Consider the following 16,453-nt stretch of genomic DNA (forward strand, 5'->3'; position numbering starts at 1 on the left):
CGATTCATTAAGGAAATGTTATGCTTTTTTATATTAAGTCAACTTATTTTCATCTAATATTTTTACAAAATGAAATCCTTTAGGGCCATAACCTTGATTATAATAAAAACGATGTGCGGCAAAATTAGAAGTAAATGCGTCCAAAACAATATTAGAACATCCTAAATCAAGTGCTTTTTTCTCAATATAATCCGTCAGTAATTTCCCGATTCCTTTAGAACGATGATCTGGATGCACAACAAAATTATCTATCTCCAAATATTTTCCAGACCAAAGCTTTGTAGATGACCAACATCCTGTAATTCCTAAACAAATATCATCCTCAAAAACAGCAATTTGGGTATAATTATGAGGAACCATTTCTGATAGGTATAATTCATATTTCTCCAAATCCAGATTAGGATATAAATACTGCATGGTCGCAATTTGAGCAACCATTTCTTCAATAGTAATTAGTTCTTTAATTATAAATTGCATGTTGATATAAAAATAGAAGCCAAAATTAATCAAAAAAACTGATTAATAATTGGTGTCACTATAATCATGATTCAATTGGAGCCAATTGATGATAGGCTATTGTTTTATAATATCGATATAAATGATCATAAATTAATAGTTCATACATTCTTTGTTTGGATGTATACTGCCTATTTACCATCATGTGTATGTGACTCTTTAAAAAACTTGATAGAGAAATTTCTAGATTTTCTTTAATCTGTAAAATCACTTTATCTACTTCATTTTGTTTTTCTTGTATAAATTCAAAAACTTCAGGATAATCATTTATACTTTTATCAAATAAAAATCGATTCATTTCAGGAAATAACTCTCGATAGTGTTTATCCATTTCTTTTTTAAGATTCTTATCGGCATTAAATTCTTCTTTAAAAGATAATTGCAACTCATCCATTAGCTTTAGTTTATCTGTATCTGATAACAAAAATGAATTTAGAAAACTATCAATCGCACAAAAACTAAAAAGCAATGGTATGCTGTTATTTACAAATCCCGATTTTAAGATTAAATATTGCAAAACCATTTCACTGTCTTGGTAGAAAAGAAATTCTGAATCAATCATTGTGTTCTGGCCATACCTTTCAATTTCTCTTTTATAAGTACCCGTTTTTACTTTCCAAACAATATTTTGTTCTATCATCTCATCCAAAACAGGATAAAGCATTGCTATTATTTCAGATAATTTATCAGGTGAAGCTAGCAAAAAACGAATTCTCAAATGTTCATCAGGGTCTTTATATCGTATAAAAAACCATTTACTTATTAGATTTTTCTCTTTTAATAATGAAATAATAGGATATAGTTTTTCTACTAAAACAATATCGGTCATTTTAACTCCTGTGTATATTTTATAATACAACCATTCACTCCCTAAACAAAAATCTCTTTTCATTTTTATGTTTTTTTAACCGCAAAGATTTAACAGATTTTTATTTGTATAATTTGTAGCAAAAAAATTAACAGCAAAGTTTAAAAGAGTTTTCCCAAAGTTCGCAAAGCTTTGTGTACCCTGCGTTTCTTCTTAGCGTGCTCTGCGGTAAAGACAACAGAAAGAAAATCCGCTTTTATCCGTGTTTTCGCGATAGCGAATCCGTATCATCCGCGTCTATTGCGTCTCTATTCTCAAAGTCTATTTACTCTTTGTAAAATGACAATATAAATTGATTTGTAAAATCTTCTCCATTGGCATCTTTAACAACAGAATCACCAGTAAACAAAAATTCTTCCAGCGTAATTTTATTATAGTTTTGAACCGATTTTAAAAACATCTTCATACAAATCTCTTTTTCTAAATCAAGTAAAAGTGTATTATCTGTGTTAACCCAATTTACAAGTCGGGGTATATTGCGTTCATTCTTCCAAATTCTAAAAGCTTCAAATAAACCGCTTTCTTCCATTTTTAAAAACTGGTTTATTTCCTTTTTATCCACCATCCATTTTGCTTTCGAAAGAATAACATCTTTATATAGTACTCGTGGAAAATAATCATAATGCAAATCCAAAACACCCCAATTAAAACTATAAATAGGTTTTAAATCCTGACTTTGTAAGTCACATAAAAAATGATAAATGGGTAATGATTTATTATTAGAATAATCATGAGCATTAGATAAACAAGGAACAACTTCTTTATTGTACTTTTTAGATCGCAAAAAAATCCTATTCTCTTTAATAGAAATCATCAAATCATTTAAATCGATTGCTTTCTCTTCTGCTACACCAGGAATAGAAAGATAGGCAATTTCATAATCTCTTAAAACTGGTCTTCGTAATATATTTCCCGTTCTTGATTCAGGAATATGTACCACTTCTGCCAAGATTTTATCAGAATGATATTTTGTTTCTTTTTCAATAATTTCTTTTGTCAAATTATGAATCCGCTTGTTTCCATTACAAAAGCGTCCTAATAATTTTGCCGCACTACTATTTCCTGAAGATTCAATACTAATTTCTTCATTTTTTAAAAGTTCGATTATTACCGAAAATGTAGCTGGAGCATTATCCCAATTGGCATCAAAATCAGGAAAATCTTTTTCTGAAAGTAGAATGCTTTTCTCTTTTTTTAGAACACTCTCTTGCAATTTTTTCTCTATGATGTAGTCATAAGTACTCCAAGATTGATTCTCTATTTTCGGTTTTGAATCTTGAAAAGAGAACCGTTCTAATATGTCATGAACATCATTCATATCTGAGTCTTGAAGATAGCCAATACCAGTTTCTGTATCCAAAACAGTGGTTAACGGCATCTCTCTAGATTCATATCTGTGAGTAAATGCTCTTATAAAATTGGTCTGATTTGTAAATGTCTTAGAATTTTGAATTCCGTTTAAAAAACGAATCGCTTGCATTACTTTTTCTAGAACTTTTTCGCTTAATACATTTACATAGGTAGCTGTGTTTAAATCAGTCTGAAAAAGATATTTTTCATCATAAGACAAATCCATGTTTTGGATTAATTCCTTTATTTCGGTATAACTGTTTTCAACAGGAATCAAGCTCTTGTCTAATTTTAAAAGCCCTTTTTTAAGAATTTGCAATTGTTTATTATCATGTTGTAATTTGGGAATTTTATTAAAAAGAGTAAATACACTATCCCACTCCTCTTTACCTGTTATAGTACCATCAATCTCGCTTACAAGAAACTGAAAATCGATTAATTTGGTAAATAAAAGCTAATGCGTCTTCCTTTTCAGAAGAATCATCAATAAGATGTAAAACCATTTCATCAATCCTTATTCCTGATTTTGCATGAAGTAATACTGTGTCTAGAAGTTCTGATTTTCTTAGTGCCGAAATACTATGCTCCCTTTTAGTATTTACATATTTATACTCTACATAGCGATAGAAATCGCCAAGTGCATAAACTGAAGTATTAGGATAATATTTAAGATGATTTCTAATTTCTTTTCGTTTCCCAAATTCCTGCAACATTGCTAGCCAGAACTGTCTATCAAATTGCGTAAAACGATTAAAACTAGCTAGCGATTTAAGAATACAATTTGTTTCCGAATCTATTTTTCCTGTAGTACAACCAGCAAATAACCCAAAAGGAGTACACCTTGCAGACATTCTGGCAATGTATTTTAATAAGGTAATCTCTAAACCGTTCTCTTTTTTGTTCGAATAATCAGAAGAATCATTTTTCCATTTGTCTAAAGCCAATACCAATTCTGGCGATGCGATAAAAATTGCTTCCCGAACCAATGGATTTTCAAACGCCTTTAATAACACTTCCTGAGAATAATTCTCTATTATATTTAAATAAAAAGAAATAGGAAATAAAGGCGTTCTTAAAAGATATTGGGAGAAATGATGAACTTTATAAATGTTCATTCTTTTGATTTAAACACATTATTCCTTCTTTAATTTGTAATCTGGATGCCCCAACTGCCAATAAAAAAAAGCATAAGAATCGGCAAGTTTATCATATAACTTGTCATAAGTCACATCTCCACCATGACCGTTTTCCATACCTACATTTAAAAATATAGGGTTATCTCCTGAATTATTAACTTGAAGTTTGGCTGCAAACTTAGCCGGAATCCAAGCAATTACTCGGGGATCATTCATCCCAGCAGTTATCAAGGTTGCAGGATATTTTGTTCCTTTTTTTATATGATGAAACGCATCCATTTCTAGCAATGCTTTAAACTCTTCTTCATTTTCAACAGTTCCAAATTCTTTTATATTATTTGGCCCGTTGGGTGCAATTTCAGCACGAACCGCATTTATCGATCCTACATTAATAACTGCAGCTTTAAATAAATCGGGTCTTTCTGTAATCGCTCTGGCTATCAAGATCCCACCCGCACTTGCTCCTTCTACACCCAAGTATTCTAGAGAAGTATATTTTTCCTTGATTAAATATTCGGCACTCGAAATAAAATCTTTCCACGTATTTGGTTTCGTTTTCTTAAAACCTCCTTTATGCCATGCATCGCCTTTTTCTCCACCACCTCGCACATGCGTATGTACTAAAATACCTCCATCTAAAACCCATAACAAACTATATGGATTAAAATAAGCATCGTTTGAATCCCCATAAGCACCATATCCATCCATGATTACTCTATTTTTACCATTTTTATCCAATCCTTTTTTGTGAATAATAGTTAGTGGTAAAGCTAATCCGTCATGTGTTTTTATTTCTATTTCTTCTACAACAATATCATCATATTCGGAATAATCTGACTGTTCACGATAATCTTCCGGTTTTAAGGTATCCGTTTTAATATCGTACTTGTATCTTTTTCTATCCTGAGTCCATCCAGCACAAGAAATCCAAATATCAGATACATCTTCACTTATGGTTTGCATGCGAATTTTGCCTGAAGGTGTGGGTAAATTTATTTTCTTGTAATCTTGTCCGTTATAAAAATAAAAATTGGCAACTACTCCATTTTTTACTGTTGTAAAGAAAAATCCATCTTTTGTTTTTACAACATCATCTATTATTTCATCTTTTATTTCTTTAATAATAACCTCTGGAGTTGAAAAATTCGGAGAATCAAGAGATGTTTTACATAGCTGACTTTTGTTATTGTTTTCTGAAATAAAAATCACATCATTTCCGTCTATTATAAAACTTTTAATTTTTTCTTCTTTTTTAAAAAAGGGTTTCCAAATCACTTTATCATTATAAACATCTACCACATTTGCATAAAAATAATCACTATAAGGTGTGGCTCCACCCACGCGTCCAAATATGTAATTATTAAATTTTTGAGGAATTGTTACAATAGGAAGATCTGCCTTGTCTAATTTTAATTCAGGATTATTTGATATCGAAAAAATATCTTTTATCGTATTAGGGTTACTTCCAAGTTTATAAACAACAGACTTTGTGTTCATAATAAAATCATCAGATTTCATGTCGATATTAGGAATATGAACATAAACAATTCCCGAGTTGTCTGGCAACCAACTTATTCCTCCTATTCCACTTGGCCAGGTATTGGTAATAATCTCTGGTAACATCTTATTTTTTAGTACATCAAAAATAACAACTTCGGCAATTTCTTTTCCGCCTTCGGTGAGTGCAATAACTACTTTAGAGCCGTCTTTAGCAGGTTTATAATAACTTATTACATAGTTTTTATGGCTTCCAGGTTTAAAATCCTTTGGGTCAAAAAGTAATTGTTCCTTACCATTAAGTCCTTTTTTACAATATAATTTTCGATAGGTTTCGTCATTACGCATTTTAGTATAAAAATTAGTGCCATCTGTAGTTGTATTTATAGCACCATAAAAAAATTCCGTTTTCTTATCTATGTTTAACATCCGATTTAAGAATTCATTTCTTTTAGAAATACTTTTCAAGGTTGCTTCAGTATAAGTGGTTTGATTTTTCATCCAATCAATAACAGCTGAATCTTCCAGATTTTCTAAATTTCTGTACTCATCAACAACTTCAATACCGTGATATACATCGGTTGCTGGAATTGATGGAGCCAATGCAGGAGATTGAGCCGATACAATTCCAGAAAAACTAATGACTAATAATGTTATGATTTTTTTCAATTTTTTCACTTAATGTTATTATGATATTTATTATCGTTTCTTTTTGCTCACTTTTTCTGCCATCTGTGCTGCATTATACACATTTAAAATTTTACCCGATTTAGATAATTCTGAAAATAGAACTTTTTTATATTTTGTTATTGTTTACCTTAATAAAGTATTTAGCATAAAACGTAGCTATTTAATCTTAAATTATTAATCGCATAATCTCGATGGGACCTGTAATTTATTACCTGTCTTCGTTTCATCACCCCCACCTTTAATTAAATGTAGGTTTTTTAATTTTGCTACCTTAAATTTTTCTAAATCAAATTTATTAACTTCTTTTTTTTCTCTTTTCGTTTTCATCTTTATAAATTTTATTTATTATTATGCTTACAAATATAGAACAGCTCTCTTACAAAACTACTAAACAATCACCTAGTGTATATCGAAATTCGGGAATTCCGACTTGCCATATCCTTTTAATCCATTGAAAATAAAACCTTAATCTATTTATACCACACTATCCAATTCTTTGATAAAATAAGTTGGTTTGATACCTGTTTTTTTATAAAAAGCTGTTGAAAAGGATTCCGCATTATTAAAACCAAATTCCAAAGCAAGAGCCTGAATGGTATATTTTCTTAACATCTTGTTTTCTTGTAATAGGGTAACTGCATACTCAACTCTTAAATCGTTTATGTATTGGGTAAAGGTTTTTCCCTTATACACATTTACAATTTTGGATACATATTTGCTATTAGTCTCAAATGTTGTTGATAACATTTGTACCGTAATATTCGATTCTAGGTATCCTTTTCTTTTTTCGAAATCATCCAGCTTTTCCAAAATCTGGTTTACCAATTCTTCTGCTATACCAACATCAATTTTTGTCTCCGCTATTTTAATTTCTTTTTCATTATTTAACTCTATTTCATTATCGCCTATCATGGCTGTTTCCTTCATTATTTTTTTAAATCGGGAACGATATCTCTTCTTAAGTTTATACTGATAGATGCCAAAACCACCCACACCAATGGTTATTAAAAATAAAAAAACCAAGCCCCAATATGTTTTTATTTTATCCTTGCCAAGAGATTCGATAAGAGCTTCTTTATCGGAAATTAAACGTGGGATATCATATTCTTTATGCACCAACTTATTTAATTCTTTATAATTTTTCTGTAAAGTACTGTCTATCTCCATATAGGCAGTAATATATTTTAATTGATTTTCTTTATCTCCTAAATTTTTATAATATGAAATCAAATACGGATACCCATCTATAAATTCTGTAGTTATTTCTTTTGTTACATTATTAATAGAATCTACTTTAATAAAGTTTTCAGTTGCTAATATTTTTTTACCCAAACCTTCATAAGCTTTTCCTAAATAATAATACCCTGCCAATACATTAAGTGTATTGTTATATTCAATCATTTTGGGTAATGCTTTATTAATACTATCTAATCCTACTTTGTAATTTTTTCCTACTACTTGGTTAGCCCCTTCATTTAAAACAAACAAGTATTTATACTCTTCATTTTTTGTTATATGGGATTCTCTATATCCCAATTTATTATAATAGGTAGTGGAGTCTATATTATGCAACGATTTATAACAATCTGCTATTCCAAAAATAATACTCTGATAATCCCTCGCATACTTCGAACTTCTTACATCTTTACTTTTATAATATTTGTAACATTCTTTATAAATATCAAGTGCTTCTTTAAAATCACCTAAATCTTCCGATTTCGTTGTACCTACATATTCACGAACTATATAATAGTAATCAATATTCGTTTTAAAAGCAGTTTTTTCTGCTAAATTATAATTCATTAAAGCTTCTTTAAACTTAAATTGCTTTTTAAGTAAATCTGCTTTTTCACAATAAGCACCAGCGGGAAAAAATTTATCTCCCGTATTTTGAGAATATTTAATCACACTATCCAGATACATAATCGCTTTATTGGTATCTGTTTTGTAGTATAAAAGTGCAAATTGATAATTAGCCTTGGCTTTTCGTATAGGAATGTTTTCCTTACTAGCCTTAGCCAAATAAGCTTGTGCACATTGCTCTTGTACTGTTTTATTTTTTTCATTAGCAAAATACAAATCACGCAACTCATCATAAGAAAGTTTTGCATACTCTTTTTTTGGAGTTTGTCCCAGTACGATTATTGGCAATAAAAACAATAAAACCTTTATATTCCAGATAAAGCTCTTCATTAAATTTAATTTTCTTACAAAAATACAGCAAACTTGTACAATTAAACCAACAAATAACGAATTTAACGAATGACACACAAAATACTAAAAACCATATAGTTAACCTATTTTTTAACACGAAATTCCCGAAATCTATATCGGTTTTCCCGAATCCCGATAACGACCATTTGTATTCAATATGATGTTTGACATAGTTTTGACAAAAGAAAACGAGATTGTTTTTATAGTAAGACGTTACTTTAAGAATAATATCTTTTACTAGAATTTATAATTTAGAAAAAGAATAGGATTGTTTAATTGTTTTGTAACCTTTAAAAATAAAACAAATGGGAATTCAATAAAATTAATATTAACCAATTAAATATTTATATCATGAAAAAATTAGAATTAAATCAAATGGAAATTTTATTAGGAGGTCAAATCAAACCTAAAAGATATGATGACGATAGTGGTGGTGGTAGTTCATTATCTTGTACAGATGCATTAGGTTTGGGAGCTATTGTTTTAGGAGCAACTGGATTCTCTCCATTGGGTTGGGTTGGATTTGCAGGACTAATGTTAATGTGTGACTAATAACCAATTAAAGCCTTAAGATTAATTAATTTTAAGGCTTTGAATAACTCAACTAAATGAGATTGCATATCTATAAACATAAAACTTCCACATGATAACTGAAAAAAACAAACTAATTGCTTCCTATTTATTTTTTTTATTTACAATTTCACTATGCATATTATATCAACTTGATAAAATTAGTTTTAATCCGTGGGCTCCAACTTTACTATCTCTTTTTCTGATTTTATACAAAAGCTATATATTTTTCAAAAAGAAAAAATAACTAAGGATATAGTTATCATGAACAAAAATCACTTTTTTATCCTCATTACTATTTTTACTATTATCCTTTTACTATATAATGTATTTATAGTTAAAAATGCATATTATCTAATTACGCCAATATTAGTTTTAATAGCTGCAGGTCTTATTTATTTCAATAATCGAAATAAAAAATAAGTAGTAATTCTTAAAATATTCTTTTTCTATAACTTTAATGGGCTTTGGTTAATACTAGTTATTATTAAGGTAACAACATCCTAACTTTTCAGTACTAAGTTGGATAAATAATTACGATGATAAAAAAGATTATTTACAAAAAAAGCCCAACCTTAAATAGATTAAAGATCCTTAAGGTTGTTTTATAAAAGTAAAAATTATGGACAACAATCACAAATTTCTTGTACTACTAATTATAATAATAGGCATTGCTTATCAATATCAAAAAAGCAAAAAAGTCAAAAAATAGTATGCCTATTAATGACAAAAAATTTTACTGCCTTAATTTACAATCTTATAAATATGTTTAAAAATCCATATCTAATATGCCTCTTGCTTTCAATTATTTTAATAGCATTTGGAGAAGCTACAAAAGTAGTTTTAGATTTTGACGCCTTGCAATACAATTCAATGGCAGAAAAGCTTACTTCTCAACAATTGAATCAATATTTTGAGTTTCAGAATAAATGGAAGTGGATTTCTTATTTTTTCATTCCTGTATACATTGCAATCAAAACAAGTATAATTGCCATTGTGTTGTACATAGGAACTTATTTTCTTAGCTCAAAAGAAGTCACCTATAAATCATTATGGACTATTGCTATTAAAGCAGAGTTTATTTTTTTGTTAGTTGCTATTGCTAAAATTATTTGGTTCTATTTTTTTCAAACCAAATACGATTTAGAGGATATTCAATATTTCTACCCCTTATCAGCATTAAATATAGTAGGCTACAAAGATTTAGAATCTTGGTTTATTTATCCGTTTCAAACACTCAATTTATTCGAGTTGGCATACTGGCTTATCCTTGCTTATTTTATAGGCAAAGAAACCGAAACCAATATGGATAAAGGGCTTAAAATTGTAGCTTATAGTTATGGTCCCACTTTATTATTATGGATAACTATCGTTATGTTTTTCACCCTTAATTATTCTTAACATGTCTAACACTAAAAAATTATTTCTTATTGCATGCTTTATCATGCTTTTTGCGCATATAGTAAGGTATTTCTTTTATAATGAAGATATTCTTCAAGCAGCTATGGGAACTATTGCAATGATTTGCCTTATAATGTCTCTGATTATGAATAAAGGACCAGAAAAATGAAAAAATCTCTAAAAATCATTCTTCTTATAACATTCATTGGCATTTTACTTTTTTTAGGTTACTTAATTGTGTCTAAGATAAACCATAAAAAAGAGGTTGCACAAAATATAAAAAACATTCCTGAATTTTCATACCAAGATATATCAGGAGGTATTTTCACCAATCAAAAATTAAAGAAAGAGACTGCAACAATTTTTATTTATTTTAATACAGATTGTGAATTTTGCCATGAAGAAGCTAAAATGATTAAAGAAAACATGGAGCGTTTGAGTAATTTCCAATTAATTTTCGTCTCATTTGAAAAACCGGAAAACATAAAAATATTTGCCCAAAAACATCAATTAACCACTTATGACAACGTTTATTTTTTATGTGATAACAAAGTTACTTTCGCTTCTACTTTTGATATTAAGTCATTGCCATGTTTAGTCCTTTATGATAAAGAGCAGAACCTAATTAAGAAAATAAAAGGTCAGACTAAAATCGAAGTTTTGATAAAACAAATGAATCTCGAATAAAATATAATGAAGATAAAACAAATTCAGAAAACACATACTCTACAATTGGACCAATCCGATTGTGGCGTAGCCTGTTTATTATCGATTATAAAATTATATAACGGAAATCAGTCCATCGAAAAACTTCGAGAAATAAGTGGTACAACCAAACAAGGTACTACAACACTAGGGCTTTACCAAGCTGCAAATAAATTAGGTTTTACGGCAGAAGGTTATGAGGCAGATATAAAAACGCTTATTACTCACAAACAACCTGTTATTCTTCATGTCCTTATAGACAACCAACTACAACATTATATTGTGTGTTATAAATATGATGACAGCAAAGGTTTCTTGATTGGAGATCCTGCAAAAGGCCTTTACAATTTATCAGTAGAAGAGTTAGAAACAATTTGGATTTCAAAAACTTGCTTGACCCTGGAACCAAATGAAAATTTCATAACTAAAAAGACAGATAAAAAAGCTCAGATAAAATGGTTTCTGGACGTAGTGAAGGAAGATTACAAACTTATTGGGATTTCTGTTTTACTAGGTATTTTTATCGCTAGTTTAGGAATGTCGATGGCATTATTTTCTCAAAAACTCATAGATGATATTTTACCTTCACACAATATCAAAAAGCTAATCTCAGGAATTTCTCTATTAGTCATTTTGCTTTTGGCCAAAGTAGGAATAGCTGTTTTAAGAGAATACTTCTTACTACAACAATCCAAAGATTTTAATAACCGAATAAACAATTCATTTTTTTCTTCTCTTTTACAATTGCCAAAACCTTTTTTTGATACTCGACAAATAGGAGAACTAGTAGCACGATTAAACGATGTACAACGTGTACAAGGTGTAATTAAAATGCTCACCAGTACTTTAGTTATTGATGTTTTAGTCGCTATTATTTCGTTAGTATTCCTGTTTGGTTATTCATGGAAGCTGGGCTTAATTTCCTTATTAAGTTTGCCTATATATTTTTTCATTATTTATAGTAAAAATAAAAAAATAATGGACTCTCAAAAAGAAGTTATGCAGAGTTACGCTCTTAATGAAAGTAATTATATCAATACTATTCAAGGGATTTCAACTATAAAAATTGACAATAAACAACCTCTTTTTAATAAATTAAACGAACATCTTTTTGCTAATTTTCAAGAAAAAAAATTCAATCTAGGAAAAATCAACATCACCCTGTCTTGGCAATCTGGATTGGCGAGTCTTATTTTTTCAATCAGTATTTTGATTTATACTTCTGTTCAGGTTTTTAATGATGAAATTAAAATTGGTGAATTGATGGCTATATTAGGCATTGTAGGAGCTTTGCTCCCTTCTATTGCAAATTTAGCTCTAATATCAATTCCTATAAATGAGGCTAAAATTGCTTTTAATAGAATGTATGAATTTGCATCGATAGAAAAAGAAACTGAAGATGGTTTAGAAGTTTTTGAAATTGAGAAAATTTCTATTCAAAATCTTTCTTTTCGATTTGCAGGAAGAAGTGAACTTTTCCATGATGTAAATATAGATATGGAAAAAGGTAAGTTTATAGCTGTTGTTGGAGAAAGTGGAAGCGGGAAAAGCACCTTAGGGCAAATATTACAGCGCTTTTATGATTTTGAAAACGGAAATATTATTGTAAATAATAAATACTCCCTTAAAGAAATTGGTCTTAAACACTACAGAGATTTACTGGCTGTGATTCCTCAGGAAATTACCATTTTTAAAGGAACCGTTATTGATAACATTTTACTTGGCAAAGAGGAAACACCAGAAGGTTTCATGAAATTTATAACCGAATATGGTTTTGATTTTTATTTTAGTCAATTGCCCCAAGGCTTAACAACTATTCTTGGTGAAGAAGGAATCAATTTATCAGGAGGTCAAAAACAGATTATAGCTTTGGCTAGAGCTTTATACAAAAAACCTCAATTTTTAATTCTGGATGAAGCTACCGCTGCAATGGATCGAAACACAGAACAATTTACTATAAATCTATTGCAAAAAATTAAAAAAGAATGTGCCATTTTTTTTATCTCACATCGCTTAAATATGCTAAAAAACATAGCCGACACTATTTATATTCTAGAAGACAAAACAGTTTCCATATCAGGAAGTCATTTAGAATTAATGGAAACTAAAAATTTTTATAGTGAATACTGGGAATAAAACAATTATTACTGTAATGAAACTAAATCTAACTCAAAAAATAAAATTGATTATTCTTTCTTCTATTTACTCACTCTTAATATTTTTACAGATTTTATTTACAAACACTATGGTGTTATGGTAAATAATTCTATATTTAGAGTATTATTATCTTAAAAATATATAAATGATGAAAAACGAAAACAATATTATAAATATCGACACTCTTGCTAAGATAGTCCTATCAGCAGTTATATTATGGGCTAGTCTATATTTTGCAGGATACGTAATAGGAAAAGCATATTATAATTTCATCCATTAACAACTCTTCAAACTACTAACTAATTAAACTATAAAAACATGAAAAAGTATATGAATAAAATCGCTCTTTATGCCAAAGAGGAAACCAACAATTTTATAGTATGGCTATTATGGATATTCGCTATATTAACTTACATCGGTTTTGAATTGGGCAGATTTACATATGCATTTATGAATAGATAATTTATGCTATGAATATGTAGAATTTCGGAGATTTACCAATATATACACAATACTACTTAAATTAATAGCTATGAGCTTATACATAATATTGTTGTTTTTATTATTTGATGTTGTTGTTTTAATATTTTTGGTAACAAAATACCAAAAAAAGATATGGGATTTCTCTGGTATTTTAAAAGCTTGGAAAAAAGAGTTTGAAGGATAATAATTGTATTTGATTATTTTCGGTTTTGTTTTTTTATCTATTTTGCAGCCTTTATAGCAGGAAAATAATATTACATTTTGCTTAATGACTGCTTTTTAAAATAAGAAATGATAAAAATATTAAAGTATTTAATCCTAATCCGATTTAGAAAAATATTACCAAAAGATGACTATTTAGCAATAGGATTGTTCTTGGCTTTTTACTCAGTTATTATTTATTTTCTAAATCAATTATTTCCAAAATACAATTATTACTTTTTAATAACAACTTTAGAAATAGCCTTTTATCATCAGAACAGAAAGGACATAGAGCTATTGAGGGTAAATAAAAATTATCGTCTTTTATTGTTCCTGGAATACACAATATATAGTTTTCCGTTTATAATTATTTATCTTATAAACCAACGTTGGGATATTCTTATAATACACTCTCTAATACTGTATTTCTTGATTCTACTAAATAAACTAGGGCTTAAAACCATAAAGTATCCCTTCAGATTATTTGATCCATTTTGGCATATTTGCTTTAGAAAAAATAAACTTATCCTTTTTATACCTTTGATTATTTTCCTTAATGTAATGGGAGACCAATACAATAATGATAATCTAAATCTTGCCAGCTTATTTTTAGTTTCTTTTATTGGCTGTTTACCATCCTTTAATAGAGAGAACATAATTCATATAAAAATAAGTTCTTTCGATTCTGGGAAATATCTTTTAAAGCAAATTCAAGTTGCGATATACAACACCTTACTATTGAGTACAGCTTTAATTTTATGTCTATTAATATTCAAAAAATGGGATTTACTACTGTTTGTACCATTAGTTTTTTTATTTCCAATAATTAGCATCTTGTTTAAATACACTTTTTTTAGCAATAGTTTATTACAACAGATTTTTTTCGCTTTATTTATTATAAATATCCAAATTGGAATACCTTTTTTAATTTTACCTTATTTATACTATAAGTCTATAAAAACAATAAACAATTTGAAATATGTTACAGATTAATATCAAGAAGAAAGCATTTGGAAATAAAACTGTTTTACAGGATATAAATCTTTCAATTTCAAAAAATGGAATATATGGAGTCGTTGGGAAAAATGGCGAAGGTAAAACTACATTATTTAAAATTATAACTGCACTAATAGATTTTGAAGGAACAATATCCTACATTGATTTGCCCATTAAACATAACGAAATAGCATTTTTCCCAACTGAAGTACCAGTTTACGATGAACTTACTGCTACAGAATTTTCAAATTTTTATAAAGAATTACTAAATCTAAAAACTGGAAATAAAACCAATTTGTTTGATGTCTCACAAGATAAACTCATCAAGACATTTTCGACTGGAATGAAAAAAAAGGCTTACATGAATGCCGTATTCCAAAGAGAATATCCAATTTATATTTTTGACGAACCTTTTAATGGTCTCGATTTAGAATCTAATTATCTGTTGATGAATTATATTAGAGAGTTATCTCAAAAAAGTATAGTCCTTATTTCTTCACATATTCTGGAAATTCTATATAAAGACTGCGACAAAATTTTTCTGGTAAAAAATACAGCTATCAAAGAATATGAAAAAGAAGAATTTTCAAAAATTGAAGAAGAACTTTTTTTAAAGTAAAATTTATCCCTCTCAACTTCTAAAATATAGACATAAAAAAAGAGCCAACAATTGTTGGCTCTTTTTTATATACTTAAAAATTTTTCTTATCCTTTCATTGCTTTGCAATTTTGAAGATTTGAAAAATTAAAATTTTTCCTATCCTTTCAAAGCCTCTGCTCCACCAACGATTTCTAAGATTTCGTTTGTAATTGCAGCTTGACGTGCTTTGTTATAAGTTAATTTCAATTGATTTCTTAACTCAGTTGCATTATCAGTTGCTTTGTGCATAGCAGTCATACGTGCACCATGCTCAGACGCAAATGAATCACGAATACCTTTGTATAATTGTGTTTTTAATGATTTAGGAATCAAAGTTAACACGATTTCTTCTTTTGAAGGTTCAAAGATATAATCTCCTGTCGAAACTGGTACATCTGATTTTATTGGAGCCAAAGGCAAAAACTGTTCAGTTTGAACAATTTGAGTCGCAGCATTTTTAAATTGATTATAAATCAATTCAATTTTATCATACTTTCCAGTTAAGAATTGTTGAGTTAAAATTTCAGCAATTTCAGCTACGTTATCAAAAGTCAAGTCATCAAAAACTGAACTTTTATTGTCTATTACTGAATGTGTTTTGCTTAAAACATCATTTCCTTTTTTACCTATAGCAAAAATGTCAACTTGTTTTCCGGCATAAAATTCAGAACGTACTTTTGCTTCCTTTATTACATTGGTATTAAATGCACCACATAAACCTCTATTAGATGTTATTGCTACAATTAATACTTTCTTTACTTCACGTTGTGTAGTAAAATCTCCTCCTACATCACCATCAAGTGTTGCAGAAAGGTTTTGTAATAATTCCGTTAATTTCTCGGCATAAGGACGCATCGCTGTGATTGCATCTTGTGCTTTCTTAAGCTTTGCAGCAGAAACCATTTTCATCGCCGATGTAATCTGCATCGTAGATGAAACGGAAGTAATTCTATTACGGATTTCCTTTAAATTTGCCATCTTTTCTAATTAGAAAATTTGAAAATCAGTCAATTAGATAATTAGAAAAAC

Annotated in this window: 14 protein-coding genes; 6 read left to right on the forward strand and 8 right to left on the reverse strand. The window is 28.8% G+C overall.

Going from position 1 to position 16,453, the window contains the following annotated elements; translation table 11 throughout:
- Nucleotides 1–33 precede the first annotated feature (33 nt).
- From SHI72_RS11435 to SHI72_RS11465, 7 genes are all read right to left on the reverse strand, one after another.
- A complete protein-coding gene (locus tag SHI72_RS11435) occupies nt 34–477 on the reverse strand; it encodes a GNAT family N-acetyltransferase (RefSeq protein ID WP_323490030.1) in 444 nt (147 codons plus the stop codon).
- 64 nt (nt 478–541) lie between these two features.
- Complete coding sequence (locus tag SHI72_RS11440; RefSeq protein ID WP_323490031.1) at nt 542–1,408, reverse strand: thiopeptide-type bacteriocin biosynthesis protein; 867 nt, start codon at nt 1,406–1,408, stop codon at nt 542–544.
- A 241-nt stretch (nt 1,409–1,649) separates the two neighbouring features.
- Nucleotides 1,650–3,170 (reverse strand): lantibiotic dehydratase family protein, encoded by a 1,521-nt coding sequence (locus SHI72_RS11445; protein ID WP_323490259.1) that lies wholly within the window; start codon nt 3,168–3,170, stop codon nt 1,650–1,652.
- Nucleotides 3,139–3,849: a lantibiotic dehydratase gene (locus tag SHI72_RS11450; protein WP_323490032.1), complete on the reverse strand. Its 711-nt coding sequence runs from the start codon at nt 3,847–3,849 to the stop codon at nt 3,139–3,141. The genes SHI72_RS11445 and SHI72_RS11450 overlap by 32 nt, the downstream gene beginning before the upstream one ends.
- A gap of 18 nt (nt 3,850–3,867) precedes the next feature.
- Complete coding sequence (locus SHI72_RS11455) at nt 3,868–6,036, reverse strand: prolyl oligopeptidase family serine peptidase (protein WP_323490033.1); 2,169 nt, start codon at nt 6,034–6,036, stop codon at nt 3,868–3,870.
- A gap of 195 nt (nt 6,037–6,231) precedes the next feature.
- The gene (locus SHI72_RS11460) at nt 6,232–6,384 is read right to left on the reverse strand and encodes a hypothetical protein (RefSeq protein ID WP_323490034.1); all 153 of its coding nucleotides are present in this window, start codon (nt 6,382–6,384) and stop codon (nt 6,232–6,234) included.
- A gap of 147 nt (nt 6,385–6,531) precedes the next feature.
- The gene (locus tag SHI72_RS11465) at nt 6,532–8,250 is read right to left on the reverse strand and encodes an AraC family transcriptional regulator (protein ID WP_323490035.1); all 1,719 of its coding nucleotides are present in this window, start codon (nt 8,248–8,250) and stop codon (nt 6,532–6,534) included.
- A 372-nt stretch (nt 8,251–8,622) separates the two neighbouring features.
- Between SHI72_RS11465 and SHI72_RS11470 the strand changes: the two genes are divergently transcribed.
- The 6 genes from SHI72_RS11470 (at nt 8,623) to SHI72_RS11495 (ending at nt 15,403) form a co-directional block, all read left to right on the forward strand.
- Complete coding sequence (locus SHI72_RS11470) at nt 8,623–8,823, forward strand: hypothetical protein (RefSeq protein ID WP_323490036.1); 201 nt, start codon at nt 8,623–8,625, stop codon at nt 8,821–8,823.
- A gap of 741 nt (nt 8,824–9,564) precedes the next feature.
- Entirely contained in the window at nt 9,565–10,242 is a 678-nt protein-coding gene (locus SHI72_RS11475) for a hypothetical protein (protein ID WP_323490037.1), read from the forward strand.
- 165 nt (nt 10,243–10,407) lie between these two features.
- Nucleotides 10,408–10,929, forward strand: a complete 522-nt coding sequence (locus tag SHI72_RS11480; RefSeq protein ID WP_086895514.1) for a TlpA family protein disulfide reductase — start codon at nt 10,408–10,410, stop codon at nt 10,927–10,929.
- A gap of 6 nt (nt 10,930–10,935) precedes the next feature.
- Nucleotides 10,936–13,083 carry a peptidase domain-containing ABC transporter gene (locus SHI72_RS11485; RefSeq protein ID WP_086895513.1) on the forward strand — a complete coding sequence of 716 codons (2,148 nt, stop codon included), beginning with the start codon at nt 10,936–10,938 and terminating at the stop codon, nt 13,081–13,083.
- Nucleotides 13,084–13,636: 553 nt separating this feature from the next.
- Complete coding sequence (locus SHI72_RS11490; RefSeq protein ID WP_255398715.1) at nt 13,637–13,771, forward strand: hypothetical protein; 135 nt, start codon at nt 13,637–13,639, stop codon at nt 13,769–13,771.
- 996 nt (nt 13,772–14,767) lie between these two features.
- The gene (locus SHI72_RS11495) at nt 14,768–15,403 is read left to right on the forward strand and encodes an ATP-binding cassette domain-containing protein (RefSeq protein ID WP_086895511.1); all 636 of its coding nucleotides are present in this window, start codon (nt 14,768–14,770) and stop codon (nt 15,401–15,403) included.
- 138 nt (nt 15,404–15,541) lie between these two features.
- Here SHI72_RS11495 and atpG read toward each other — a convergent pair whose 3' ends face one another.
- Nucleotides 15,542–16,402 carry an ATP synthase F1 subunit gamma gene (gene atpG / locus SHI72_RS11500; protein WP_039113326.1) on the reverse strand — a complete coding sequence of 287 codons (861 nt, stop codon included), beginning with the start codon at nt 16,400–16,402 and terminating at the stop codon, nt 15,542–15,544.
- Nucleotides 16,403–16,453 lie beyond the last annotated feature (51 nt).

This window comes from Flavobacterium sp. PL02, assembly GCF_035013205.1.
GTDB lineage: Bacteria > Bacteroidota > Bacteroidia > Flavobacteriales > Flavobacteriaceae > Flavobacterium.